Here is a 25,057-nt window from a genome sequence, read left to right as displayed (position 1 = left end):
ATGGCCCGCGGCAAAAGGCGCCTGCAATTCAAGGAAGAAGAACCGGTCAATGAGGATTGGCTTGCCACCTATGCCGATGCCATCACCCTTTTGATGGCGTTTTTTGTCATGCTGGTCAGCTTTTCTAAGGTCGAAATACCGATGTTTGAAAAGGTCCAAGCTGGTATTGCCGAACAGATTGGCAAACGCGAAGTCGTCCGCCCGACACAGGTGCTTGAGACAGATCTGCGCGATGTGGTTTTCAACATGGCGTTGGACAGTGCAGTCAATGTGTCGACCGATGACGAAGGCATCCTGATGGAAATGGGCAGTGCGTCGTTCTTCCAACCGGGGTCGGCTAACCTGACCAATGATGCTGTCCTGTTTCTCAAGGATGTCGGGGATCTTCTGAAAGAACCGCGCTATCTCGGTTTTCAGGTCGAAGTTTCCGGTCATACCGACGATAGCCCGATCAATTCACCGCGGTTCCCGACAAACTGGGATCTGGCGGCGGGTCGTGCCATCGCGGTTGTCCGGTTCTTTGCCGCCCTTGGCGTTGATCCTGACAGCAAACGCATGCGCGCCATTTCTTATGGCGACACCAAACCGAAATTGCCAAACCGCAATGATTTCGGCGAACCGATCCCGGAAAACCGCGAAGCCAACCGCCGGATTGAAATCCGAGTATTCCCGAAATACTCCCGCGTATTCTGAGATGTCCCCCTGTCACACCACCATAACTTGACGCCAACCCGACCCGGAAATACAATTCAAGGGCGCGCAGATGGCAAGAAAATTCATCCTGAGGTTATCACCGAGCTCAGCCTTCTTTTCTTTTGGCTTGGTCAGACGACCATCTGGTCTGCGCTGACACGTCAAACAGGAAGGTGGGAAAATGAAGCTATTCAGAATTTTTCAAACCCTGACTGCCCTGATGATCCTCCCGTGTGCGGCTATTGCACAAACCAATCAAGCTTCCGAGCGCCCGAATATCCTCGTCATATGGGGCGATGATGTCGGAATGTGGAACATCAGCGCCTATCACCGTGGAATGATGGGTGGTAGCACCCCTAATATTGATCGCATCGCCAATGACGGCATGCTGTTCATGGATCATTATGCACAGGCATCCTGCACGGCTGGTCGTGCGGCGTTCCTGACCGGCCAGTATCCGATGCGTCTCGGACTTAGTACCGTCGGCATCCCGGGATCGCCCATTGGCCTACAGGAAGAAGACCCGACACTTGCAGAAATGCTGCGCGAACAGGGCTATGCAAATGGCCAGTTCGGCAAGAACCACCTCGGCGACCTCGATGAACACCTGCCGACCAATCATGGCTTCGACGAATTCTATGGCATTCTTTATCACCTGAATGCCGGCGAATATGTCGAACAGTACGACTATCCGACCAACAGCAAGGTGGCCGAATACATCGCCCAGCGCGGTATTATCCATTCCCTGCATCAGGAAGACGGTATGCAATCCATCGAGGACCTTGGTAATTTCGGGCGTGAACGGCAACGAACGCTTGATCAGGAAGTCCTCGAAGAGTCCAAACGTTTTATTCGTGATGCTGTGTCAGAGGACAAACCATTCTTTGTCTGGCATAACACCACGCGCATGCATTACCGCACCAATCTAAGCCAGGAATATGACGGTGTAACCGGCTACGGCCTTTACGCCGACGGCATGAAAGAGCTTGATGACGATGTCGGCGAGCTCCTTGACCTTCTTGATGAGCTTGGTGTGGCAGACAACACAATGGTCATGTTCTCGACCGATAATGGCGCAGCATCGAACAGTTGGCCCGATGGCGGCAACCAGCCGTTCCGCGGTGAAAAAGGTGTTGGCGGTTATGAAGGCGGGTTCAGGGTCCCCATGGCGGTCAAATGGCCCGGTGTTGTGCCCCCCGGCACGACAACCGGCGAATTCATGACCATGGAAGACTGGGTACCGACCATCATGTCGCAGCTCGGTGAGAAGGATCTTAAGGAAAAGCTGCTTGATGGTCACAAGATTGGTGATCGCACATACCGGGTCCATCTGGACGGTTATGATCAAACCGATATCCTGACCCAGGATGGCCCAACCAAACGCAAGGAATTCTTCTATTTCACGGAAACGAAGTTCCACGGCTTGCGTTATGGCGACTGGAAATTCCTGTTTACTGAACAGGACCAATGGTTCAACGGTGTGGCCAACAACCTGACCAGCCCATTGATCACCAACCTGAAACTCGACCCTTTCGAGCGGTTCCATGAAGCACGTGGCTTTGATGAATGGCAGGAAAACCGCACATGGACTCTCGCCCCGGCAATTAGCGTCGTGAACAATTTCTTCAAGTCATTTGAAGAATACCCCCCACGTCAGGCCAGCTTTACGGTCAATGTCGACGAGATTGTCCAGGACATGCAAAGCGGTCATTCACGCTAAGGCTGGCTTAGCGTCCCTGCAAGGATCGCAGGGACGCGGCCTTGGGCTTTTTTGCGCGAAAACACTCTATTCGATGTGCAACACCATTTCATCGCGGGCGGCAAAGGCTCCTGACCAGGTGGCGCGTGCCTTTTGCTCGATAACGGTCATTGCCGCATCATCATGTTCCGGATCGTGATGGAACAATGCCAGTTGCTTGGCATTGGCGGCCCGGCACAGGCGAATACCTTCCTGCCATGTCGAGTGCCCCCAACCGACTTTTTGCGGGAATTCTTCGTCGGTGTAGGTGCAATCGTAAATCACCAGATCGGCATCTTCGATGAAATCAAGAATGATCGGGTCCGGGGTTTCCGGATCATGTTCGGTGTCGGTCACATAACACACCGCATTACCATCATGCTCGACACGAAACGCCGTCGCCCCGTTAGGATGACGCAGGGGTGCCGTCTTGATTACGATACCGTCGGCGGGATGCAATTCATCCCCGACACTGAAATCCTCAAATGTCAGCTTCGATTGCATCGCGGACAGCGGCACGGGAAATGTCGGGTCCGCCATTTGCGCCGAAAACACGCGCTCCACCCCACCTTGATGGGTCAGATGCCCCGCCATGACACGGAAGGACGCGTTGGGGTTATAGGCCGGCACAAAGAACGGAAATCCGTTGATATGATCCCAGTGTGTATGGGTCAGGAAGATGTGTGCATGGGTGACATTGCGCCGGATCAGATCCTTGCCAAGATTACGGATTCCGGTCCCGGCATCAAAGATCAGGACCTCGTCACCGACACGCATTTCAATGCAACTGGTATTGCCACCATAAACAACATGATCAGGTGACGGGCACGCAATGCTTCCACGAACGCCCCAAAATTTAACCTCAATCGCCATTCACCAAGCCCTGCTCAAGGATTGATTGCTTATCGCAAACACCAGTTATCACACCTTCAAACGATCACATCACATACTTACGAACCAATCATCGATTGCACGTAACATATTCAATTCACGCCAACAGTGCTTCCGATCACAGCGCCCATCATTTTATCGGCGCGTCCGCAATTCACCGCCACTTCACAGAGCCCGATCGAATTGCGGTAATGGAAAGCCGATCCTTCCGGCACGTCGGAGAAAGTCCGCGCCCCGGAAACGATATGCGCATTGACCGTGATTTTTTCATCAAGTGAACGCGCAGAAAGTCCCGTCATCAGGTTGCCATAGGGATCGACATAGATCACTTCGGCCAATTCATCGGGCCAATCCTGTGCCGGACCGAACCGCGCATCAAGTGCGATCAGATGTGATGCAAAAGCCTGATCGGTTGCAATCCGTGCGGCAATCGGGGCAAAGATATCCCGACCATGGAAGCTTGCCGAGGCATCATCGGGCATCCAGTCAATGACCTTGATCGATACCTTTTCGGCACGCCGTACAATCATTTCAAACAAACCATTATCCGGCCCGACATATGAAACACCGTCGGCCCTAACGACAAGCCCCTGACGCGTGCTACCCACGCCCGGATCAACAACCGCCAAAACCACATCGCCCGCCTGAAATTCGCGGGTCACGGCCGCCAAAAGATAACTCGCTGCTTTCGGATTCCGGTCCGGCGCATCGCACATCAGATCGCAGATCGGCACATCCGGCGCATGACGCATCACGACCGACCGCATGGTGCCGCTATAGGGGCCGTTTACACCAAAATCGCTAAAGACAAAGATCATGGCATGTTACCGGGACATCGGTTGAATAGGGTTAGGCTCAGGACCTAGCTTGAAGACAACAACGCCGGTGGCAACATTTTGATCCCACCGGCGGTGTCGCTATTCTTTTAAGATAAGGTCCATGGACCCGAAGTGCTACTTGACCTCGCAGAACTGGCCGCGTCGTTTAAGCTCCGCACACAGGGAGCTTGCCGCACTATCGCTTAGCCCCGTTGCCATCAGGCGGTAATAGGTGCCCTTGCCCGGAATGCTGGCGCGCGTCACACCATGTTGAAGCGGGGCAAGTTGGCCATAACGGCTGCTCAGGATCTGCCAGCCGCGTTCTGCCTGTGCCTCGTTACGATAAGACGCCAGATGAACGGATTTGGCGCCACTTGCCATTACGGCAGGCGCGCTTGCCATTTCCTCAGCCGCCTGAACCGGGCGGCTTTCACCCGTGGCGACCCGGCGAACCGGTTCCCCGGAATTAAGGGTCATTGCCGTGCCCTGTGCCGGTTCGACAATGGCGGCCTCAATCGCGTCACGTTCGCGCTTGAACTCATCGGGTGTCACCAGCTTCATCTGCTGAAGGTCTTCGATGCGTGCAATCTGGCGTGCGGCATCCATCAGACCTTGCGGCGCTGGCGGCGGGGTTGCGCGTTGGCGCGGCTGGGCTGGCAATAACGCATCGAGAATGGCGGTGCGTTCTGCAACATGTTCCTGCACGGTAATCGCCCCGATCTGAAGCGCACGGTTAAGCTGATTAAGACGTTGTTCGACCTGTTCGCCTTCTGGCGGCGGGTTATTCAAGAATGCCGACGGCGCCGGTTGGCTCATGGGCAGCAAGGCACCAAGGTTTGCCGAACGCCGGGCGGAATATTCCTCGGGCGTGACAAGTCCGGTGGACTGCAGGTTGCGCAAGATCGCAAACCGTTTGGCAATTGCCTCGTCTCCTGCCGACAAGGCCGCACCGGCCGGCACATCCATCGGCCTGGCTGACGCGCTTGTCATGGACGAAGCCGGGTTGCCCGTCATCGGCGCGTTTGTGGCACGACCGGCGGCCACAGCCGCAGCACCATTGCCAAGGCCCGACGGCCCGCTGATGATCTGATCATTGATACTCAGCGACCCGGGCAGGCCGCGTTGAAGCCGCGACAGGTTGAATTCAGCTGCATCCCGCAGCGGGCGCGGTTGGGTTCCTGCCGCTGTGGTCATCAAAACTGTTCCAGCCGGGTTCATCGCAATCAGCGTATCGTAACCATCCCGGGCCCGGTCCGGGCGGTTGGTATTTTGATAAAGAACGGAACGCCACAGCATCGCGTGGCCATCTTGCGGATTTTTGCGCAATGCTTCATCAAAAAGCTTTTCGGCAGAGGCATAGTCCCCCGTCGCCATCTGCTGCAGCCCCAATGCCGTGTAATTGTCATCGGTAAAGGACGTTGCCTCGTCCCAGAAATCCTGATCCAGCAGCGGCGCACAGGCCGACACCCATGAAACCATACCGATCACAGCAATACCCTTGCCGATTTTCAGCCAGTTTCCGGTCCGCTTTGCGGATACCTGCATGGCGCCAATCCCCTATTCCATAAAACCCGTTTCGGAAATCATGCTGTAGTGCCGGTTCATATTCCAGCAAAACCCGGCATGGACTTCCCCCATACAGCCTTGATTTTGCACCCTGCTTGCCAACAATTCGTTAAAGCAAATTAATCACTGTTTTTGACGCGACACTTGTCCTGCCATACGTATAGTTTCTATACATAGAATAGTGCTAACATCAGCCATATAACCATTAACCAGACTTTCAGAACATTATGGTTTGATCAGACTTCGGTCTTCGGTGTATTCAAACAACCTAATAATCAGACAAAAACGTTTTCTCTTTCAGGGGTTTCGGCGTGATTGAACCGCAGCAATATGGCCAACAGGCCCTTCAGGAATACCTGTTGCTGGATTATGTGCAACGGCTGGAGACCCGTAAATACGGGCACCGGGCGGTACATATTCACCTGTCGCGCCTAAAGCCGTTCCATCGCCGCGATTATCATATCCGCGTTGCGACCAATACCTTTGAAAGCTATGTCAAACTCTACGTCGGCCGTATCTTTGTGCTGACCAACAATGATTTGATCTTTGTCTGGAAAGACAAATCGATTGCCGATGTCGAACCGGCCGTTGATACGCTGCGCTATCTGTTCCGCGATGATCCGCTTTCACAGGACGACAGCGAGGAAACCGGTTTCTGCACCTGGTACAACCTCAATACCGAGTTCCAGGAATTCCTGTTGCTCTGTCAGCACCTTGATGAGCGCGCGAAAAAGCTTCAGAAAAGCCTGAATATGCGCAGCGCCATCCAGCGTGAAAAAGACAACAACGTCCTCAACCCGATCACGGCCGAAAACCTCGGCGAACTTGAAGAAACCATTCACACTGCCGATCTGTCCGAACATATTCGCCAGCAACCGGTCTGTGTCTTTGCCCATGGCAGTTCCAAGGAACTGCACCCTGTCTTTGACGAGTTCTTTGTCTCAATCACCGATCTGCGCAACGCGCTGATGCCCAATATTGATCTGGCATCAAACCGCTGGCTGTTCCAGCACATGACCGAGACACTCGACAAACGCATGCTGAACTACCTGTGCAAGCGAACCTTCAAGACGCATGCAAGTTCGTTCTCGATCAACCTTAATCTTGGCACCCTGACGTCCAAGGATTTTGACAAGTTTGATGAAACCGTGCGCCGCAACTGGCAGGGTAACGTGATCATCGAGCTTAATCAGGTTGATCTGTTTTCAAACCTTGAAACCTATCTCAGGGTGCGTGACGATTTCCATGAACGCGGCTATCGCATTCTGATCGACAACCTGACGGTCGAAGCCCTGTCCTTTGTTGATCGCAAACGCCTTAAGGCCGACTTTATCAAAGTCGCATGGCGCGAAGAGATGACCGATAATGTCATCCGCAAAAAATATTCGGAAATGGACAGTCTGGTGAAAAACTCCGGCCGGGAACGTGTGATTCTGTGCCGCTGTGATTCACCCACCGCGATCAAGTTCGGCCAGTCGCTTGGCATTACCCTGTTCCAGGGGCGCTATATCGACAACATGATCGCCCGGCAGCGCCGCGCCAAGCGCGACGCCAAAAAGCCCGTCAGACCTGCCCCGACAAGGCCAACCGACGACAAGCCGACGCGATAACCGACCGCCGCCAGACATCCTCCTGACAAACCGGTCAGTAGCCTTGGTCTACCGGCGACCACCTTCATTTCACCCCTTGGCAAAACAGGAACAAAAGCAGTACACATAAGCATGTTGTACGCGCTTTGCCCGGATTGCCATCACAAATGGCGACTGCATCTTGACCGACCGCTGCCCAAAAGCGGTAGCGGGTCTTATGTGCCCTGCCCGGTCTGTTCCTGCAAGCGCGCCATCGCCCACCCGGAACTGCCGGAGCTTTCGATTGGTCATCTTGATTGCGATGCTTTTTATGCCTCGATTGAAAAGCGTGACCGGCCGGAATTGATCGATCAGCCCGTTATTATTGGCGGCGGTCATCGTGGTGTTGTTGCGACATGCTGTTATGTTGCGCGCAAATATGGTGTTCGGTCCGCCATGCCGGCCTTCAAGGCACGGGAACTCTGCCCCGATGCGGTGTTTTTGAAATCCGATATGAAAAAGTATCAGCGCGAAGGCTATCGCATTCGCGACATGATGCGCGCACTCACCCCCGATATCGAACCGCTGTCGATTGACGAGGCCTTTATGGACCTGACCAAAGCCATGGAAACCCACGGCAAATCGGCGGCAGAATGCCTGATTGATCTTCAGGCGACGATCAAACGCGAAGTCGGCATTACGGTCTCGATCGGGCTTTCCTATAACAAGTTTCTTGCCAAGATTTCATCGGACCTCAACAAGCCGTTTGGCTTTTCCATGATCGGGCGGCGTGAGGCGCTTGATTTCCTGGCCGACAAGCCAGTGCGCATGATGTGGGGTGTTGGCCCCGCGATGGAGCGCAAACTGCATGCAGATGGCGTTAAAACCATCGGGCAGCTGCAGGAAATGGACATCCATACCCTTCAGGGCCGATATGGCAGCATCGGCAAGCGGTTCTTTTACTTTTCGCGCGGTGAAGACAACCGGCGTGTGGAGCAAAGCACGGAACGCAAAAGCCTGTCTTCGGAAACCACATTCAACGAAGATATCGCAAGCCTGTCCGAACTATCCGAGATCGCCACCCGCCTCACCTCAAGGGTTGCAAGCGATCTGGCGCGCAAGGAAATCGCCGGACACACCGTGATCCTGAAACTGAAATCATCGGACTTCAAGCTCCGCACGCGGAATATGCGCCTGACGTACCCGACATTGCGTGAAGACGTCATTCTGGATGCTGCGCTGACGTTGCTTAAAAAGGAAATCGATGGCACGCGCTATCGGTTGCTTGGCGTCGGGGTCGCCGACCTTTACGACGCCGATATGGCTGATCCGGTTGATTTGTTTGCCGGGGATATTGCTGCTATCACCGATGATGCCGCGCAGTCAGACGCAATCACACCAGAAACCCCGCGCACGGTCATCGACCTGCCCCGCCCGACTGCCGAACAATTGCGCGAAAGCCTTACACGGCGTTATCGGCAACACAAAAAGATGGCACCACGCCAACACAAATTTCGTTTCTAGAAGCGAAATCGCAGAAAGGACAAATCATGCACCGCGCGACATTTACGCGCTAACATATTGATTTATATTTGGAAAAAGATGGCGTCCCCTAGGGGATTCGAACCCCTGTTGCCGCCGTGAAAGGGCGGTGTCCTAGGCCTCTAGACGAAGGGGACACAGGCACAAGCATTTATGTGCGAATGTCGTAACTTTCGGTTGGTGGCGTCCCCTAGGGGATTCGAACCCCTGTTGCCGCCGTGAAAGGGCGGTGTCCTAGGCCTCTAGACGAAGGGGACACAGGCACAAGCATTTATGTGCGAATGTCGTAACTTTCGGTTGGTGGCGTCCCCTAGGGGATTCGAACCCCTGTTGCCGCCGTGAAAGGGCGGTGTCCTAGGCCTCTAGACGAAGGGGACACATACGCACCAATCGAAGTCAGTCTATGTTAACGAGTGGCGTCCCCTAGGGGATTCGAACCCCTGTTGCCGCCGTGAAAGGGCGGTGTCCTAGGCCTCTAGACGAAGGGGACGCAGCGCGTTAACGAGGCCGGTTTTTAGCGATTGGGTGGGGTCAGGTCAAGCGGCTTTTTCGCCCCTGTGACGTTTTTTTTAATCCCTTGGCGTAAATGATGCCATTCCCGACCAAATACTGAAAAACCCTGACACACTGTTTAACCAGACGGTTTATTGGCCGCGTCGTCGGGTTCCAATCCAGAAACTGATCCCCGCCACAGCAAGACCACAGCCCAAAAAGACAAACATCGCCTTGTAACCGGTATCCGGGTCGGCCTCGTAATGACCGACAATCAGCCCGGCAATGCCTTGCAGGACAAACAGACCGCCAAATGTCGCAAGATTGATCGTGGTCAGTGCCCGGCCAATCTGATGTTCGGCCACCGCCTTGCGCGATGCGGCGTAATTAAGCGTCGCACTGCTGCCAAGGAAGCCGTGCAGCAACATCAACACCATGGCGATGCCAGTGCCCATCGGCCCGACAAAGGCCTGCAACAGGCAGGCAACCGCCCCGACCAGCACGGCAAAGACGATCAGGCCACGGGTATTGTCAGGCATCATGCGCGACAGTTGCCCGTAGGTCGGCGGACCAATGATCATGCCAATCGTCATGACCAGAAGGATATTGCCAACCTCGACCGCGCCCAGATCAAACACGTCATGCAAATAAGGCCCACCCCACAGGCCCCGCACTGTCAGGATCGTCGGATAACTGAAAAACGCCACCCCCGACAGCAACCAGACCTGCCGGTTTGACCAGACCGACACCATACCGCGCAGGACATCACCGACACTTTCGCCGCGCTGGGCATGGGTTGCATGGCCCGGCGGGTTGTCGCGGACCAGAATGAAATCAAGCACAACCGCAATCAACGCAATACCGGCCAATCCGTAATAAACTGCCCGCCAGCCATAGGCCTCGACCAGTGTCGCAAGCGGCGTTGCCGATGCCAGAACCCCCATCAAACTGAACGAAACAATCAAACCGGATGCGGCGGCAAACTTTTCGGGTGCGGTCCAGCGCGCGGCCAAAACCAGTGCCGACATGAAGGCTGCCGAACAGCCAACGCCAATCACCGCTTGGCCCGCCATCAGGCCCAGCACGCTTTGCGCATTGGCAAAGATAAAGACACCCGCCACGGTGACCATGGTCAGAAACCCGTTGGTCAGGCGCGGCCCATACCGGTCGAGCAGCACCCCTACGGGGATTTGCATGAGCGCAAAGGCAAAATGGAAGCTGCCCGATATCAGGCCAAGCTGTTCGGGTGTCACGGCAAGCTGTTCACGAAGCGGCCCGGCAAGCAGCGCCTGGGCAGAACGGAAAAACTGGCTAAGCGAAAAGGCCAGCATGATCGGCATCAGAACGATCAGAAACGATCCGAGGCCATGCTCGGGCTTCGCAGAGGTGGGTGTGGGGCGCGAATTTTGTGTCATGGTGCCTTCAGGATTAGTCTGATCAATCCATAACGGCAAGCATTTGCAGCATCATAGCTGCCCTGCCCGGGGTCATGTCGCTAGACCGGCAAGGCCACATCATCAATGATAAGTTGCACACCATCACGCCCCTGCCAGCTATCGCGGCGCAAATGCCCCAGAACATGCAACGGGCGCCCGCCATGTTTGATCAGGGTCTGGCCCATATCATTATCAAGGCATCTGAATGCAATTGCCTTAAGCCGCCCCTGCCCGTTTGACCCGGTAAGGATACAGCGCACATGATCCTGTCCGACAACGTCGGCCTTGACCGCCCGGCAATCGACAAAGGCAAATCTGGGCTCGGCATTGCCTGCCCCGAACGGACCAAGCTTTTCAAGTGAGTCGATAAGCTCAAGTGTCGCGCCCTTGGCATGCAACGCCCCATCGACGGTGATCGTCGGGCGAATATCATTTTCGGCGATTATCTTGGCAAAGCGTTCCTCAAGGAAGGCCTCGAACGCGTCAAGCTTTTCGGGGTCAAGGGTAAAGCCCGCCGCCATATGGTGCCCGCCACCGTTGATCAAAAGCCCGGCCTGACGGGCCGCGATAATCGCATCGCCCAGATCAATCCCGCGCACAGAACGCGCAGACCCCTTATAGACCCCGTCAACCTTGCCCATCACAAGCGAAGGCACGTGATAGCGATCCTTAAGTCTGCTTGCGACAATACCGATTACGCCGGGATGCCAGTCATCGCCGCCGACCAGCACCATGGAGCCGACTTTTGACTTGCCCTCCACCGCACTGATGGCCTGATCAAGGACGATATCCTCGATTGCCTTACGCTCACGGTTATATTCATCAAGCCTGCGGGCGATATCCTGCGCCTCTGCGGGGTTCTCGCCCGAAAGCAGGGTAGTGCCCAGAAAACTTTCGCCAACGCGCCCACCGGCATTCACACGCGGCCCAAGGACATAACCCAGGTGATAGGCACTCGGCACTTCGTTGACTCCGGCAATATCGGCAAGTGATGTCATGCCGACATTGGACCGGTGCTTCATCACCTTAAGGCCCTGGGTCACAAACGCCCGGTTCAATCCGCGCAACGGCACCACGTCACACACCGTTCCAAGGGCAACCAGATCAAGCCAGTTGCGCAAATCGGGTGCGCGAACGCCCTTCTTTTCAAGCCAGCCGCGATTGCGCAATTCGCGCAACAACGCCACACAGACCAAAAACGCCACACCAGCTGCACAAAGATGCCCAAGCCCGCTTTCATCATCCAGCCGATTGGGGTTCACGACCGCGACCGCAGGCGGCAATTCTGGCTCTGCCGCGTGGTGGTCGACAACAATGATTTCGATCCCGGCATCGCGGGCTTCTTGCAGTGGGGCATAGGCGGTCACCCCGCAATCAACCGTCAGGATCAGTTTGGCGCCCTTGCGCTGCAGCTCCAGAAGGGCTGGCGCATTCGGGCCATAGCCCTCTTTCATGCGATCGGGAATATGGACAGGAACATCAACGCCAATGGAGCGGAAAAACCGTTTCAACAACGCCGTACTGGTCGCGCCATCGACATCATAGTCGCCAAACACCGCAATCCCCTCGCCCGCCTCAACCGCATCAGCAATGCGCGCGGCGGCCTTGTCCATATCCTGCAAGCTGGAAGGATCGGGCATCAAATCGCGCAGTGTCGGTGACAGGAAACTTTCGGCGTCATCAAGGTCAATGCCGCGCGCGGCCATCACCCGGCCAACAATTTCGGGCACGCCGAAACGCTGCGCAATCGTGGTTGCCAATCGCTCGTCATTTGTGCGTTCCCGCCACCATTTGCCGGTGACGGATCGCTCGATACCCATAAAAGTCTTCTCTTGTGAATGTTCTGTCATGCCCTATGGAATAGCGCAATCTCAGGCGGTCTGAAACCGGATATTTTGCCAATCGATCAAACAGCGCCGAGAGTTCGAAATCCCTAGCCGGCCGGGTTTTCGCCGCACCATTTCAAAACGTTCTCGGCGTCTGCGGCGGGATCATCGACGGGATAGAACACCTTGGTGATCTTGCCATCATCAATGACCATGGTCAGCCGCTTGAACAGGCGCATGCCATCGGCCTCAAAATCCGGCATCGCCATGGCTTCCTTAAAGCGATGATCAGCATCCGACAGCAAAGCAAATGGCAGATGAAGGCGCTCGGCTGCTTCTTTTTGATAATCGGTTGTCTGGCTTGAAAGCCCGAACAGGTTTTCGACCCCGACCGCACGCAATTCCGAGGCGTGATCGCGGAACGAACAGGATTGCGGCGTACAGCCCTTGGCACCGGGAATTTCATTCCAGCCTTCCGGTGACGGCACCCCGGGCTCCGCCGTGCGCGGATAGGCATAGACAACTGTGCGGCCCGCCAATGTCGACAAATCAACGGATGTGTCGTTGGTTGCAGACAACCCCATCGCAGGCAGGATCTGCCCCGTCAGGCGTTCAATCACATGTGCGTCACTTTCTGAACTCATCATGATCCTCCCAGGATACAAGAGCGGGCTTTTGTCACGAACAAGGTTCGGCCCTTTGGCTATCAAGATAAGTCTGAACTCAATGCTTAAAAAGAAGCATCGATTTCGTATTGTGAAAAACATTTTGCTGCGTCACACCATTTGCCTGCGCGGCAAAGCTGTGCAAACTGGTGCGATAACAAAAATGGATACGAGCAATGCCCCACAAAAAAGGTCTCAGGATCGGATTATCCATCCTGTCCATACTTGCTGCCCTGATGTCGATGCCAATGGTGATGTTTTCACCAATGATGTTTGACGCACCGGGATCAGATGACAACGTCTACACCCAGTTCCTGTTTTTCAGCGTCCTGGCATTTCCTGTGCTCTGCCTTCTGGGGGCTATTTTGCCCTGGATATTCAGACGCCACCCGAAATCAATCTGGCTTTATGGGCTCAGCGGCCTTGCCATCGGGCTTCTCATTCTCGCAATCGTGTTGCTTTCGGTTCAGTGCGGCGGCGACTTCGCCTGCTGATCAGACGATGCCTTCGTCCGCTGCAATCAACGCCAATCCATGTGCAACAGACAGGAACGGCTGTCCGATCTCGATGCGGTCCTTGCCAAAGCGGTCTTCGAACAGCTTGCGCACGGCCGGGACATAGGATGTGCCGCCGGTCATGAAGACCTTTGAGACATCACGCGCATCGACACCGGCCTGATCAAGGCAATTCTTGGCTGCCAGTTCAATCTCGGCCATGTCCGGTGCAATCGAGGCTTCGAAATCGGCACGGGTCAGTTTTTCTTCGATCTCCACACCGCCGTGGGCGAATTGCAATATGGTGCTGTCTTTTTCAGAAAGCTCTGCCTTGGCCTTTGACACCGACTGATAGAGGTGGAAACCCATTTCATCTTCGATGATCGCCACCAGATCCTCGATATCATCGGGCTTGGTCGCGGACCTGATCAGACCTTTGATTTCGTTGATGGTTTTGGGCTGGTTCATCATGGCCAGTTCGTGCCAGCGCGAAAACGCCGTGTAATATTGCCGCGGGACCGGCAGGGTCGCGCCCATCGATTTGTATTCTGATCCAAAGCCCAGACGTGGCCAGACGGCCTTCTGGATGATGCGATAGTCAAACCGGTCACCCGCAACACCAAGGCCGGTGTGCGAGAGCGGCTGCACCCCGCGAATGCCCAATCCCGGCGTAAAGCGGATCAGCGAAAAGTCACTGGTACCACCGCCAAAGTCGGCCACCAGAACGGTTTCGGGTTTATCAAGCTCACGCCCGTAATAATAGGATGCCGCCAGTGGTTCGAACACCATGGCCTCGACATCGAAACCGGCCTGCTCATAGGCCGAACGCAAGCGCATTTCGGCAAAGTCATTGTCCGGATTATTGCCGGCAAAAGCGACAGGACGCCCGGAAATCACCCGCTGGCCCAGCCAGCCAAGGCTGTGTTGCGCGAAGTGATGGATCTGTGTCAGGAACGTACCAATCAGATCTTCGATGGAATAGTTGGTCCCGAAGATATCAGTGCCTTCAAAATCCTTGGCCGCCAGATAAGATTTCATCGACTGGATCAGGCGGCAATCGTGGCTTTCCTTAAGGTATTCCTCAATCGCGAACGGGCCGGAAAAGCTTTTGGTATGGGTCGGCGCATTCGGCGCCTTCAGATCCTGATCTTCCCAGAAATACAGAATGGTCCGATAGGTATCGAAGCTTTTGGTGCCGACCTCGAACGTGGCGGATTGCACGTTTCCTGCACTGTCTGCCACGGCAAGAACAGAGTTCGTCGTTCCGAAATCAAGGGCAATAATTTCCGACATCAGGCAGGCTCCGGCATTTGGTGTTGGTCACAGGGGGCGGAGGATGTAACGCAGTCCACCTGCCCCTGCAAGCCATTAAACGAAAAAAGGGAGTGCCGAGAATTACATCAAGGCACTCCCTTTTCGAAGTTTGAGAACTGGTCGCTTATTTGTACCAGATTTTCCGGCTGAAATCGTGCACGGCGCGGACGTAACGTACGGTACCGGATTGCGAACGCATCACGATGCTTTCAGTTTCAGCGCCATTGGCAAAGCGGCGCACGCCACGCAGCATCGCGCCATCGGTCACACCGGTTGCGGCAAACATGACATTGCCCTTGGCAAGTTCGGTCAGCTTGTATTTGCGGGTCAGGTCTTCGATGCCCCATTTTTTCGCGCGCGCGATTTCGTCATCGTTGCGGAAAACAAGACGGCCCTGGAACTGACCACCGATGCAACGAAGGGCTGCTGCGGCCAGAACACCTTCCGGCGCGCCGCCGGTACCCATGTAAAGATCAATGCCCGAGGTTTTCTGCGAAGTCGCGATCACACCGGCAACATCGCCATCCCCGATCAGCATGATGCGTGCACCGGCTTCGCGGGTTTTGGCAATGATTTCATGATGGCGCGGACGATCAAGAATACACACAACCAGATCAGCAACATCGCAACCCTTTGCCTTGGCAAGGCTTTTAAGGTTTTCGGCCGGGCTGGCGTCAAGGTCGACAACATCATCCGGAAGACCACCACCAACGGCAACCTTTTCCATATAGGTGTCCGGCGCATTCAGGAAGCCACCCTTTTCGGCCATGGCAACGACGGCCAAAGAGTTCGGGCCACCGGTCGCGCAAATGGTCGTACCTTCAAGCGGATCAAGCGCGATATCGATTTCCGGACCTTCGCCGGAGCCAACTTCTTCGCCGATAAACAACATCGGGGCTTCGTCGCGTTCGCCTTCGCCAATCACGACCGTGCCTTTGATATCCATGCTGTTAAGCGCATTGCGCATGGCGTCCACGGCGGCCTGATCGGCTGCCTTTTCGTCGCCGCGTCCCATCAGGCCCGAGCACGCAAGTGCCGCCGCCTCGGTTACGCGAACCGTTTCAAGCGCAAGATTTCGATCCATATCTTCTTCCTCGTATTGCTGATGTGGGGTCTGGGGGCCCCATCTCATTGTTGTCTTTTTATTTTTATGCTCGATTTTCTGTCCGAGCTATACAACATCGCCCCGCATCATGGCAGATACGGGGCGAATATGTGTTGTTCATTTTGTTAAGATGCGAAGCTTTCAATCCGCATCAGAACCGGCGGCTGTGAATTGCTTTCGAACGCTGCAATATCATTCACAGCACCCGACATGGCGGACTCAGTCGTTTCGTGTGCCACGATGACCACCGGCACAACGCCGCCTTCGGTTTCGGCGCGGCCATGCTGGATCATGGACGCCATCGACACCCCATGCTTGGCAAGGGTTGCAGTCACCTCAGCCATGACACCCGGGCGGTCCCAAACCATCAGGCGCAGGTAATAGGCACCAACATGCTTGTCGAGGGACGCACGCACGTTTTTCTTCAACCGATCTGCCGGCAGACCAAACACAGGGGCCGCACGACCAGCCGCGATATCGACGATATCGGCAACCACCGCCGATGCGGTCGGACGTTCGCCCGCCCCGCGACCCTGAAGGATCACTGGCCCGACATAGTCGCCTTCGAGGGCCACCGCGTTAAAGACGCCCTCGACCTTGGAAATCTGGGTTGCACGGTCCACCATCACCGGGGATACGCGCTGCTCGATACCCTCGGCAGTCTGTTTGGCGATACCAAGCAGCTTGATGCGATAACCAAGTTCTTCGGCGAGCTGGATATCAAGGGCCGAAACGCTCCGGATGCCTTCGACCGCAACCGCGTCGAAATCCACCTCGACACCAAAGGCCAGGCTGGCCAGAATCGCAAGCTTGTGCGCGGCATCAATGCCATCAACATCAAAGGTCGGATCAGCTTCGGCATAGCCAAGTTTCTGTGCCTCTGCCAGAACGTCGGCAAAGTCACGGCCCTGTTCACGCATTGTGGTCAGGATGTAGTTACACGTGCCGTTCAAAATACCGGTCACGCGCGAAATCTCGTTACCAGCCAGACCTTCACGCAATGCCTTGATAACCGGGATACCGCCAGCAACCGCCGCCTCATAGGCAATGGTGACATCGTTGGCATCGGCAATCCGTGCAAGTTCCGCACCCTTAAGCGCGATCAGCGCCTTGTTGGCGGTAACAACGTGCTTGCCGTTTTCAAGGGCGGCCTTGCAGGTGTCATAGGCAATGCCATCTGATCCGCCGATCAGTTCGACAAGGATGTCGATATCCTTGTCCGCGGTAAGATCACGGGCATCATCATACCAGGTCAGGCCTTCGGTGGAAAAACCACGATCGCGAGTTCGATCACGCGCCGATACCGCTGTGACGACAATCTGGCGACCCGAACGGTCTGTCAGAAGGTCGCGATGTTCACTCAGCAGTTTAACGGTTCCGGCACCGACCGTACCAAGGCCTGCCACACCGATTTTGACGACGTCTTTCACGATAACTCCTTGTCGCGTGGTTACATCTTTGGCTCCGCCCGTGATCAAAAAAGATCACAGCGCCCTGATAACAGAACGCCCGGGACATGTCCCGGGCGAAACACAGAATGCTTTATGAGATATCAGACGGATTTCTTCAACAGTTCACGTGCAGATTCTGCATCGGGGCATTTGGCAAAGAACTGTTTGATGTTGCGATTGGCCTGACGAATGCGGTGCTTGTTTTCCACAAGCGCGATACGCACATGGCGATCACCATACTCGCCAAAGCCAAGACCCGGTGCCACGGCAACACCTGCCTCCTGCAAAAGCAGCTTGGAAAAATCAAGCGAACCCAGTTCGGCAAACGCATCGGGGATCGGTGCCCAGGCAAACATGGTTGCCGCCGGGCTTGGGATTTCCCAACCGGCACTTTGCGCCCCTTCGATAAAGATATCGCGGCGTTCGCGGTACAGGTTGCGGAATTCCTCGACGCAATCCTGCGGACCGTTGAGCGCCGCGGTTGCGGCGACCTGAACCGGGGTAAAGGCACCGTAATCAAGGTATGACTTGATGCGGGTCAGTGCGTTAATCAGCTTTTTATTGCCGGTGGCAAAACCGATACGCCAACCCGCCATCGAATAGGTTTTCGACAGCGAATAGAATTCAACGGCGATATCCTTTGCCCCTTGGCACTGCAGGATCGAGGGCGGCGGATTGCCATCAAAATAAATCTCGGAATAGGCAATATCTGAGAGCACATAGATTTCATGCTTGCGGCAGAAATCGACAACTTCCTGATAGAACGCCAGATCCACCACAAGAGCGGTCGGGTTGGCCGGGAAGTTCAGTACAACCGCACTTGGCTTCGGGACCGAGTGTTTCACCGCGCGATGAAGCTGATCCATAAAGCTTTCGGTATTGAACGTCCCCTGATCATCGTGACCAATCGGGATATGGCGCAATGCTGCGCCTGCAATGATGAAGCCGAACGCATGGATCGGATAGGACGGGTTTGGCACCAAAAAGATGTCACCCGGGCTTGTGATCGCAGCAGCCAGGTTTGCCAAACCTTCCTTGGAACCAAGGGTCACAACGGTTTCGGTTTCCGGATCAATATCCACGCCAAAGCGACGACCGTAATAGGCTGCCAAAGCCTTGCGCAGGCCGGGAATGCCGCGCGACATCGAATAGCCATGGGTGCGCGGGTTCTGGACCGTCTCAACCAGCTTGTCGACGATATGCTGTGGGGTCGCAGGGTCTGGGTTGCCCATGCCGAAATCAATAATGTCCTCCCCCGCTCGCCGCGCCGCCGCCTTCATCGCATTTACTTCTGCGAATACATAAGGCGGTAGACGTTTTATGCGGTGGAAGTCCTGCGACATTATCCTGTTTCCTCGTCAAATCACTGAAATTCGAATTTTATGCGAAAAGCATATCCTCGATTTCTCGAAAGTTGCGTTTAGACCCGTTATTGAGGCCATTAATAGCGTACAATTCGAAGGATGTACCTTTTCTTGAAATCATACTCAACGAATTAATGCGCGGAAAATACGCATAAATGCGATTTACGGCGGGTAAAGGACCGGGTGACGTCAGGCTGACGGCAAAAACCCGACCATTTCGGCACCCGCGATCCCGCACGTACGATGCCCAAACGCAAAAAACGCGGAAGGATTTCTCCCTCCGCGTTTTGCTGTTTCGTTCTGAACTGTTCTAATCGACGTGATCAGTAATCCAGATAAATCTCGACACGGCGGTTGCCGGCTTCGCCCGCCGGAACGCCTTCGTAGTAGCGCGGATCGGCCGAGCCATCCGCACCGACAAAGATCGCATTCGGATTGACGCCAAGCTCAATCAAACGCGACACAACGGCCGCTGCACGGCCTTCGGACACGCGGCGGTTTACCGCCAGGTGCTGTTCAAGCGACATATTGCCTGTACGCATCGACGCATGACCAATCACGCGGATAAAGCCGCTGGTCTGCTGCCAGGTTGCCGCAACCTGTTCAAGCACGTTGTAATCAGCACCACCAAGGTTGGTCGAACCGTGCGCGAACTGGATCTGTGCGATCTGCACTTCACTGACAGCCGGGCCAGCCTGATCAATCGACTGCACACCGAGGCGCGATGCCAGCGCATCGTTGGTGACCGTCATGTCATAAGATGCGGAGTCGCCATACATCGGCTCCGCCCCGCCCAACTGGCTTTCATCGACGATCACCGAACCATTGTCGGAATACATCGAATAATCAAATTCCTGGGTCTGCACTGGCGCCGGTTCGTTGGCAAACACGCCCTGACCTTCGGCCAGACGACGCTGATACTGATCCATGACCGGATCACCAGACGATACAGGAGTACCCGCACTGGTCTGTTGTGCAGACTGTCCACTCTGCGCGGCCTGTGCTGCCTCATAGGCTGCGAGCTGCTGGGCCCGGGCATCAGCCCCCTGGGCCGCAGTCGGTGCTGCAGGCGGGGCTTCTGGCGTCGGGACCGGGCCACTGGAAGGTGATTTTGCATTCCATTCGTCGGCAATCTTGGAGCCGCTTGGTGCAGAGGTTACCGCGCTTGTGGTGGCAGCTGCCGCCGCAGAACTGCCGGTATCGGCCATTGAACTGCTGGAAACCGGTGTTGTCGGTGCCGGATTGATCGCGGGTTGCGACACCGGTGCTGCCGGTGCGGCTTGCAGCGCGTTCACAGGCGGGCTGCTTTGACGGCGGCCACCCTGCTCATACTGGGCATTCTGGCGGTCTGCGGCCAGGCCGGCAACCAGTGCATCACGTTCTGCATCGCCGGTGACAACCGGTTTAGCGGGCGTGTCGGAAAGGTTCGGGTATTCGCCATCTTCACCCGGAATGGCTTCGTCGGATTTGACGGCGCGCTCTTCATCTTCGCCATCAAACATGTCACCGACGGATTTGCCCCACTCGACCGGATTGATCGCATCGGGAACCGAAGAACAGGCGCCAAGTGTCAGCACCACAGCCAGGGCCGAGCCCGTCTGCAGCAATACCCGCAGCTTCCCCCTTGCAGTCTCCTGCCAAGCCCCCTGCCCGGTGGTCGATTTCAGAACGCCCATTTCTTTTCGCTGCTCCAAATTCAGTTGGACGACGTCTGCATTAAATCAATCCGCAAAAACGTCACCTTATAATTCTTGTACTACCCCTAAACGACGCGCTAGGCTAAGGCCATGATAAGCTTGGGATCAAGCAAAGTTTCAACCCGGAACGTCAATCGGATACCCGGAACATAGAACGTCAAAAGTCTTGCGATATTGCAAAGACGCAAAAATGTTCTGAAGTTACCTTGTATCCGCGGCGGTATCATAAGGGAATGCCCCATGAGCGATCAACAGGCCATCGAAACTGAAAACAAACATCCGGATCCCGAAAAGCTCTCTGCCGCTATGGCAGAGATTGCTGAGAAAAGTCAACGACTTGTGTCTGAATTCCTGGCAAAGCAGGCAGAAGATCCGGAAATATCCGACCCGGACCCACTTAATATCGGCTCTGCCTTTGCCGAATTGACCACGCACATGATGCAAAACCCGGTCAAGCTGGTCGAAGCCCAGATGGAGCTTTGGCAGCAATATTATACCCTGTGGCACAACACCACCCTGCGTATGATGGGCGAAGAAGCCGAACCGGTTGTCTCCCCGCAAAAGGGGGATCGTCGATTCCGTGACGAGGCATGGGAAAACAATGAACTGTTTGATTTCATCAAGCAGTCATATCTCCTGTCATCCCAATGGATGCAAAACGTTGTCCACGACGTGGACGGGCTTGACGATAAAACCGCACAGAAAGTCGAATTTTACACCCGCCAATTCGTCGATGCGATTTCGCCGACCAACTTCCTGATGACCAATCCGGAAGTCATACGGACCACAATCGAATCTGGTGGCGAAAACCTGCTTAAGGGGTTGCAAAACCTTCTGGAGGACCTTGAACGCGGCAAGGGCAAACTGCAAATCCGCATGACCGATCTTGATGCCTTCAAGGTTGGCGAAAACGTTGCCACCACCGAAGGATCAGTTGTCGGCAAAACGCCGTTGATGGAACTTCTGCAATACAAGCCAAGCACCGACAAGGTTGCAAAACGGCCACTTGTTATCGTCCCGCCATGGATCAACAAATACTACATTCTTGATCTGCGCCCGGAAAACTCCTTCATCAAATGGGCGGTTGATCAGGGTCACACGGTGTTTGTCCTGTCCTGGGTTAACCCGGACAGCGAACTTGCCGAAAAGTCATTTGAAGATTACGCCAAGGAAGGCGTTCTTGCCGCCCTTGACATGATCGAACAGGCCACCGGCGAGAATGAAGTCAACGCGATCGGCTATTGCCTTGGCGGCACGCTTCTGGCCTCGACATTGGCCTATATGGCGAAAACAGGGGATGACCGGGTCAAATCCGCAACCTTCCTGACCACCCTGACCGATTTTGAAAAGTCGGGCGAACTTTCGGTCTTTGTTGATGACGAACAGATCAAAAGCCTTGAACACAAGATGTCCAAAGAGGGCTACCTTGACGGGCGCGATATGTCGATGTCGTTTAACATGCTGCGCGCCAATGATCTGATCTGGTCGTTTGTTGTATCCAACTACATGCTGGGCAAGGATCCGTTCCCGTTTGATCTTCTGTACTGGAACTCCGATTCCACGCGCATGCCCAAGGCAATGCACAGCTTCTATTTGCGCAATATGTATAACAAGAACCTGTTGCGTGAACCGGGCGGCATCAAGATCTTTGGCGAGCCGATTGATCTGCGTGACATCAAAATCCCGGTCTATTTCCTGTCAACCCGCGAAGACCACATCGCACCGTGGCAGGCAACCTATGCCGGGACGCAATTGATGTCTGGCCAAGTCAAATTCGTGCTGTCGGCATCGGGCCATATTGCCGGTGTAGTCAACCCGCCTGCGGCCAAGAAATATTGCTATTGGACGTACAATCGCAATCCGGCCAATCCCGAAGACTGGATGGCCAAGGCCGCCCAGCATGAAGGATCCTGGTGGACCGATTGGCAAAACTGGGTCGGCCGTCGTGCCGGTGGCAAGGTCGATGCCCGCAAACCGGGCGATGGCAAGCTCAAGGTCATTGGCCCGGCACCGGGCGAGTATGTCAAAGTGAGCTTGTCCTGATCTGATCGCAGACCACCCTGACACATTTTCACGGTCTGCCATCATGGCAGACCGTTTTCTTTTATCCGAATAGATCCAAGGGAATAGTGATGGCCCACACAATCGGCATTCTTGGCGCTGGCCGCATGGCATCGGCGATGATCAAACGCCTGATGTCAAAGGGATATGACGTCAAGGTCTGGAACAGAAACAAAGCCAAACTTGAACCGCTTGTTACCCTTGGTGCGGTCGCCTGCGACACACCGGCAATGGCCGCCAAAGATGTCGATACCGTGATTTCATTTATGTCTGATGACGCGGCAGCACGCTCTGTTTGGCTGGGCGATGATGGTGCGCTTGCCGCCATGCGAAAAGACAGCATTGCGATTGAATGCTCCACCCTGTCGCACGCCTTTGTGCTTGAGCTTTCAAAAACGATCGAGGCCGCGGGTGTTCGATATGTTGATAGCCCGGTAACAGGCATTCCCGCCGATGTTGAAGCCGGCAACACCATCTTTTTGATCGGGACCGCGCCCGCAACGCTTGATCGCATCACCCCGATCCTCAATGACACCGGCAAAAAGACCATTCATTTCGGTCCAATCGGATCGGGCACGGTTTACAAGCTGATGCACAACTTGCTCGGCGCTGTTCATATCGCCGCCGCTGCCGAACTGGTTGCGGTCGCGCAGAAGGCTGGGCTTGATGGCCAAACCGTTGCCGATACCTTTGCCATCGGCGCAAATGCCAGTGGGTCCGGCCTTATGACCGTTCCAGGCATGGTCAGCGGCAATCATCACGAAAACATCCACTTCACCAATGCCTTGCGCGCCAAGGACGCATCCTATGCCCTTGCGCTTGTCAAGGACCTCGGCATGTCGACACCCGTTGGCCAAAGTGCCTATGAAGTCTTTGAAAAGGCGACAAAGTCCGGCCTTGGCGATCTGGCACAAAGTGCGGTGATTGAAACGCTGAAAGCCTAGTTTTCTTTGGCAGCCTGTTGCTGTTCCAAAAGCGGTTCATAGCGCGCGTCGGTCAATGTCTTGAGGAAGGCGACAATGGCATCGATGCGCTTTTCATCAAGGGCATCGCCCTGCTCAAGCTCTTTAAGCGAAATGGTTTCGGCGACTTCCGGTTCGCCCCACGGCTTACCGGTTTCCGGGTTGGTCTGATTGATCTCGGCCTTGCTGTTATATTTGTTATAGAACCGAACCACCGTCTCAAGATCGGCAAAGACCCCGTTATGCATATAGGGCCCTGTCACCGCCACATTGCGCAGTGACGGGGTTTTGTATTTACCGCGATAGACCGGATCGTCGATGGCGGCGTTATCGAGCAACCCGTTATCGGTAAATCCTACATCCTTGCGGACAGCAGCGCGCGTCGCAACATTGCGCGGCACGCCGATATTGTGGAATTCGTAATTGGTGAAAGTTTCGCCCTCTGCCGTCGGGCTGGTTTTCAGCATGTGGCAGGTATTGCAATTGGTAAATTGCTGCGAAAAGAACAGGACGCGACCCAGCTCTTCCTGCGCCGTCATTTTGTATTCGCCGCGCAGGAAGCGGTCATATTTGCTGTCGAACGGTGCGAACTCATCACCCTCTTCAAAAGCGGCAATCGCCTTTGTCATCGCGCCATATGCTTGATCCGCATCCGACCAGATATCATTGCCAAACAACGCCTTGAAGCCTGCGACATAGTCGTCGTCCTCGCGCAGACGCGCAACCACGCTGGCCTTGTCAGGCATCCCCATTTCAATCGGGTTTAGTGGTGGCCCACCGGCCTGTTCGGCCAGATCCATCGCCCGTCCATCCCAGAACTGGCCACCAACTGCGACACCATCTTCGCGCACATGAAATGGCGGGGAGAATTTGGCATAGCTTGCGGTCGGCGCATTACGATCGCCAAGGCTTTCACCATCATCGCCCAATGAAAACGACCCGCTTGCGACATCGACCCGCGGATCACGGAATCCCGTCGATGGATCGTGGCAGGTGGCGCAGGACATGGAGCGATTGGCTGAAAGGTTGGTATCGAAATAAAGTGCTTCGCCCAGTGCCGCCAGGTCTTCAAAGGGTGACTGCGCCGCTGTGGCCGTCGCAACTTCCGACACCCTTGCCGTGTTGCGATGTCCCGTATCGGCAAGCCGATGCAGCATCGCCGACGCATCTTCCGCCAAGGCAGGACTACCCGCAAAGCAGCCCATAAGGGCGAGAACAGAGGTTAGATGCAGTGACGAACGAAGATTGTGGGGCATCGAAAACACTTTGATTTGGTCGATTATCGGGCAAGGGTCACGCAATCGCTCAATCGCGAACGCTTTTCATTTACACCCACACAATTGCTCCTTGCCTTGATCAAAGTCAATGGCTGGC

The 25,057-nt window shown here is 55.2% G+C and carries 19 protein-coding genes and 4 tRNA genes; 7 read left to right on the top strand and 16 right to left on the bottom strand.

Translation table 11 applies throughout. The annotated features are described in order from the left end of the window. Window positions 1-693 carry an OmpA/MotB family protein gene (locus TH4_RS09220; RefSeq protein WP_064780769.1) on the top strand — a complete coding sequence of 231 codons (693 nt, stop codon included), beginning with the start codon at window positions 1-3 and terminating at the stop codon, window positions 691-693. 181 nt (window positions 694-874) lie between these two features. After that, entirely contained in the window at window positions 875-2,413 is a 1,539-nt protein-coding gene (locus TH4_RS09215; protein WP_083997032.1) for an arylsulfatase, read from the top strand. A gap of 66 nt (window positions 2,414-2,479) precedes the next feature. Here TH4_RS09215 and TH4_RS09210 read toward each other — a convergent pair whose 3' ends face one another. The 3 genes from TH4_RS09210 to TH4_RS09200 all read right to left on the bottom strand — a co-directional run bounded on the left by TH4_RS09210 (window position 2,480) and on the right by TH4_RS09200 (window position 5,685). Beyond that, entirely contained in the window at window positions 2,480-3,304 is an 825-nt protein-coding gene (locus TH4_RS09210) for an MBL fold metallo-hydrolase (RefSeq protein ID WP_064780768.1), read from the bottom strand. 110 nt (window positions 3,305-3,414) lie between these two features. Further along, entirely contained in the window at window positions 3,415-4,140 is a 726-nt protein-coding gene (locus tag TH4_RS09205) for an SAM hydrolase/SAM-dependent halogenase family protein (protein WP_064780767.1), read from the bottom strand. 135 nt (window positions 4,141-4,275) lie between these two features. Further along, window positions 4,276-5,685, bottom strand: a complete 1,410-nt coding sequence (locus TH4_RS09200; RefSeq protein ID WP_064780766.1) for an SPOR domain-containing protein — start codon at window positions 5,683-5,685, stop codon at window positions 4,276-4,278. 332 nt (window positions 5,686-6,017) lie between these two features. Between TH4_RS09200 and TH4_RS09195 the strand changes: the two genes are divergently transcribed. Both TH4_RS09195 and TH4_RS09190 read left to right on the top strand, forming a co-directional pair. Then, entirely contained in the window at window positions 6,018-7,316 is a 1,299-nt protein-coding gene (locus TH4_RS09195) for an EAL domain-containing protein (RefSeq protein WP_064780765.1), read from the top strand. Window positions 7,317-7,427: 111 nt separating this feature from the next. Next, complete coding sequence (locus tag TH4_RS09190) at window positions 7,428-8,798, top strand: DNA polymerase IV (RefSeq protein ID WP_064780764.1); 1,371 nt, start codon at window positions 7,428-7,430, stop codon at window positions 8,796-8,798. A 79-nt stretch (window positions 8,799-8,877) separates the two neighbouring features. Here the strand turns inward: TH4_RS09190 and TH4_RS09185 are convergent. The 7 genes from TH4_RS09185 to TH4_RS09155 all read right to left on the bottom strand — a co-directional run bounded on the left by TH4_RS09185 (window position 8,878) and on the right by TH4_RS09155 (window position 13,214). Next, window positions 8,878-8,953 (bottom strand) — tRNA-Glu (locus TH4_RS09185). 44 nt (window positions 8,954-8,997) lie between these two features. Then, a tRNA-Glu gene (locus TH4_RS09180) sits at window positions 8,998-9,073 on the bottom strand. A 44-nt stretch (window positions 9,074-9,117) separates the two neighbouring features. Further along, a tRNA-Glu gene (locus TH4_RS09175) sits at window positions 9,118-9,193 on the bottom strand. Window positions 9,194-9,230: 37 nt separating this feature from the next. Further along, a tRNA-Glu gene (locus TH4_RS09170) sits at window positions 9,231-9,306 on the bottom strand. Window positions 9,307-9,460: 154 nt separating this feature from the next. After that, a complete protein-coding gene (locus tag TH4_RS09165) occupies window positions 9,461-10,723 on the bottom strand; it encodes an MFS transporter (RefSeq protein WP_064780763.1) in 1,263 nt (420 codons plus the stop codon). An 80-nt stretch (window positions 10,724-10,803) separates the two neighbouring features. Continuing rightward, on the bottom strand, window positions 10,804-12,564 hold the full coding sequence (recJ, locus tag TH4_RS09160) for a single-stranded-DNA-specific exonuclease RecJ (RefSeq protein ID WP_083997031.1): 1,761 nt from the start codon (window positions 12,562-12,564) through the stop codon (window positions 10,804-10,806). Between the two features lie 113 nt (window positions 12,565-12,677). After that, window positions 12,678-13,214, bottom strand: a complete 537-nt coding sequence (locus TH4_RS09155; protein WP_063090037.1) for a peroxiredoxin — start codon at window positions 13,212-13,214, stop codon at window positions 12,678-12,680. 197 nt (window positions 13,215-13,411) lie between these two features. Here TH4_RS09155 and TH4_RS09150 point away from each other — a divergent pair, with 197 nt between their 5' ends. Further along, on the top strand, window positions 13,412-13,729 hold the full coding sequence (locus TH4_RS09150; RefSeq protein ID WP_245227800.1) for a hypothetical protein: 318 nt from the start codon (window positions 13,412-13,414) through the stop codon (window positions 13,727-13,729). Here TH4_RS09150 and TH4_RS09145 read toward each other — a convergent pair whose 3' ends face one another. From TH4_RS09145 to TH4_RS09125, 5 genes are all read right to left on the bottom strand, one after another. Then, the gene (locus tag TH4_RS09145; protein ID WP_064780761.1) at window positions 13,730-15,022 is read right to left on the bottom strand and encodes an Hsp70 family protein; all 1,293 of its coding nucleotides are present in this window, start codon (window positions 15,020-15,022) and stop codon (window positions 13,730-13,732) included. Between the two features lie 145 nt (window positions 15,023-15,167). After that, window positions 15,168-16,127 carry a class II fructose-bisphosphatase gene (gene glpX / locus TH4_RS09140; protein ID WP_064780760.1) on the bottom strand — a complete coding sequence of 320 codons (960 nt, stop codon included), beginning with the start codon at window positions 16,125-16,127 and terminating at the stop codon, window positions 15,168-15,170. Between the two features lie 146 nt (window positions 16,128-16,273). Further along, complete coding sequence (locus TH4_RS09135) at window positions 16,274-17,578, bottom strand: homoserine dehydrogenase (RefSeq protein ID WP_064780759.1); 1,305 nt, start codon at window positions 17,576-17,578, stop codon at window positions 16,274-16,276. A 122-nt stretch (window positions 17,579-17,700) separates the two neighbouring features. Further along, window positions 17,701-18,942 (bottom strand): LL-diaminopimelate aminotransferase, encoded by a 1,242-nt coding sequence (locus TH4_RS09130; protein ID WP_063090045.1) that lies wholly within the window; start codon window positions 18,940-18,942, stop codon window positions 17,701-17,703. Window positions 18,943-19,286: 344 nt separating this feature from the next. After that, window positions 19,287-20,639: an OmpA family protein gene (locus TH4_RS09125; protein ID WP_064780758.1), complete on the bottom strand. Its 1,353-nt coding sequence runs from the start codon at window positions 20,637-20,639 to the stop codon at window positions 19,287-19,289. Window positions 20,640-20,900: 261 nt separating this feature from the next. Here TH4_RS09125 and TH4_RS09120 point away from each other — a divergent pair, with 261 nt between their 5' ends. Both TH4_RS09120 and TH4_RS09115 read left to right on the top strand, forming a co-directional pair. Further along, window positions 20,901-22,703 (top strand): PHA/PHB synthase family protein, encoded by a 1,803-nt coding sequence (locus TH4_RS09120; RefSeq protein ID WP_064780757.1) that lies wholly within the window; start codon window positions 20,901-20,903, stop codon window positions 22,701-22,703. An 89-nt stretch (window positions 22,704-22,792) separates the two neighbouring features. Beyond that, complete coding sequence (locus TH4_RS09115) at window positions 22,793-23,665, top strand: NAD(P)-dependent oxidoreductase (protein ID WP_064780756.1); 873 nt, start codon at window positions 22,793-22,795, stop codon at window positions 23,663-23,665. Here TH4_RS09115 and TH4_RS09110 read toward each other — a convergent pair. After that, complete coding sequence (locus TH4_RS09110; protein ID WP_064780755.1) at window positions 23,662-24,939, bottom strand: cytochrome-c peroxidase; 1,278 nt, start codon at window positions 24,937-24,939, stop codon at window positions 23,662-23,664. The genes TH4_RS09115 and TH4_RS09110 overlap by 4 nt on opposite strands. Window positions 24,940-25,057: the final 118 nt, after the last annotated feature.

The organism is Thalassospira tepidiphila MCCC 1A03514, from assembly GCF_001662875.1.
Classification (GTDB): Bacteria; Pseudomonadota; Alphaproteobacteria; order Rhodospirillales; family Thalassospiraceae; genus Thalassospira; species Thalassospira tepidiphila.
The sequence above is the reverse complement of the archived record's forward strand: the minus strand, read 5'-3'. Positions and strand labels throughout refer to the sequence as shown.

Excerpts from the sequence above, each read along its gene's own strand:
- TH4_RS09205 (WP_064780767.1), bottom strand. The coding sequence starts at position 4,140 with ATGATCTTTGTCTTTAGCGATTTTGGTGTAAACGGCCCCTATAGCGGC.
- recJ (WP_083997031.1), bottom strand. The coding sequence starts at position 12,564 with ATGGGTATCGAGCGATCCGTCACCGGCAAATGGTGGCGGGAACGCACA.
- TH4_RS09215 (WP_083997032.1), top strand. The coding sequence starts at position 875 with ATGAAGCTATTCAGAATTTTTCAAACCCTGACTGCCCTGATGATCCTC.
- TH4_RS09115 (WP_064780756.1), top strand. The coding sequence starts at position 22,793 with ATGGCCCACACAATCGGCATTCTTGGCGCTGGCCGCATGGCATCGGCG.
- TH4_RS09145 (WP_064780761.1), bottom strand. The coding sequence starts at position 15,022 with ATGTCGGAAATTATTGCCCTTGATTTCGGAACGACGAACTCTGTTCTT.
- TH4_RS09110 (WP_064780755.1), bottom strand. The coding sequence starts at position 24,939 with ATGCCCCACAATCTTCGTTCGTCACTGCATCTAACCTCTGTTCTCGCC.
- TH4_RS09210 (WP_064780768.1), bottom strand. The coding sequence starts at position 3,304 with ATGGCGATTGAGGTTAAATTTTGGGGCGTTCGTGGAAGCATTGCGTGC.
- TH4_RS09120 (WP_064780757.1), top strand. The coding sequence starts at position 20,901 with ATGAGCGATCAACAGGCCATCGAAACTGAAAACAAACATCCGGATCCC.
- TH4_RS09150 (WP_245227800.1), top strand. The coding sequence starts at position 13,412 with ATGCCCCACAAAAAAGGTCTCAGGATCGGATTATCCATCCTGTCCATA.
- glpX (WP_064780760.1), bottom strand. The coding sequence starts at position 16,127 with ATGGATCGAAATCTTGCGCTTGAAACGGTTCGCGTAACCGAGGCGGCG.
- TH4_RS09165 (WP_064780763.1), bottom strand. The coding sequence starts at position 10,723 with ATGACACAAAATTCGCGCCCCACACCCACCTCTGCGAAGCCCGAGCAT.
- TH4_RS09220 (WP_064780769.1), top strand. The coding sequence starts at position 1 with ATGGCCCGCGGCAAAAGGCGCCTGCAATTCAAGGAAGAAGAACCGGTC.
- TH4_RS09190 (WP_064780764.1), top strand. The coding sequence starts at position 7,428 with ATGTTGTACGCGCTTTGCCCGGATTGCCATCACAAATGGCGACTGCAT.
- TH4_RS09125 (WP_064780758.1), bottom strand. The coding sequence starts at position 20,639 with ATGGGCGTTCTGAAATCGACCACCGGGCAGGGGGCTTGGCAGGAGACT.
- TH4_RS09155 (WP_063090037.1), bottom strand. The coding sequence starts at position 13,214 with ATGAGTTCAGAAAGTGACGCACATGTGATTGAACGCCTGACGGGGCAG.
- TH4_RS09130 (WP_063090045.1), bottom strand. The coding sequence starts at position 18,942 with ATGTCGCAGGACTTCCACCGCATAAAACGTCTACCGCCTTATGTATTC.
- TH4_RS09200 (WP_064780766.1), bottom strand. The coding sequence starts at position 5,685 with ATGCAGGTATCCGCAAAGCGGACCGGAAACTGGCTGAAAATCGGCAAG.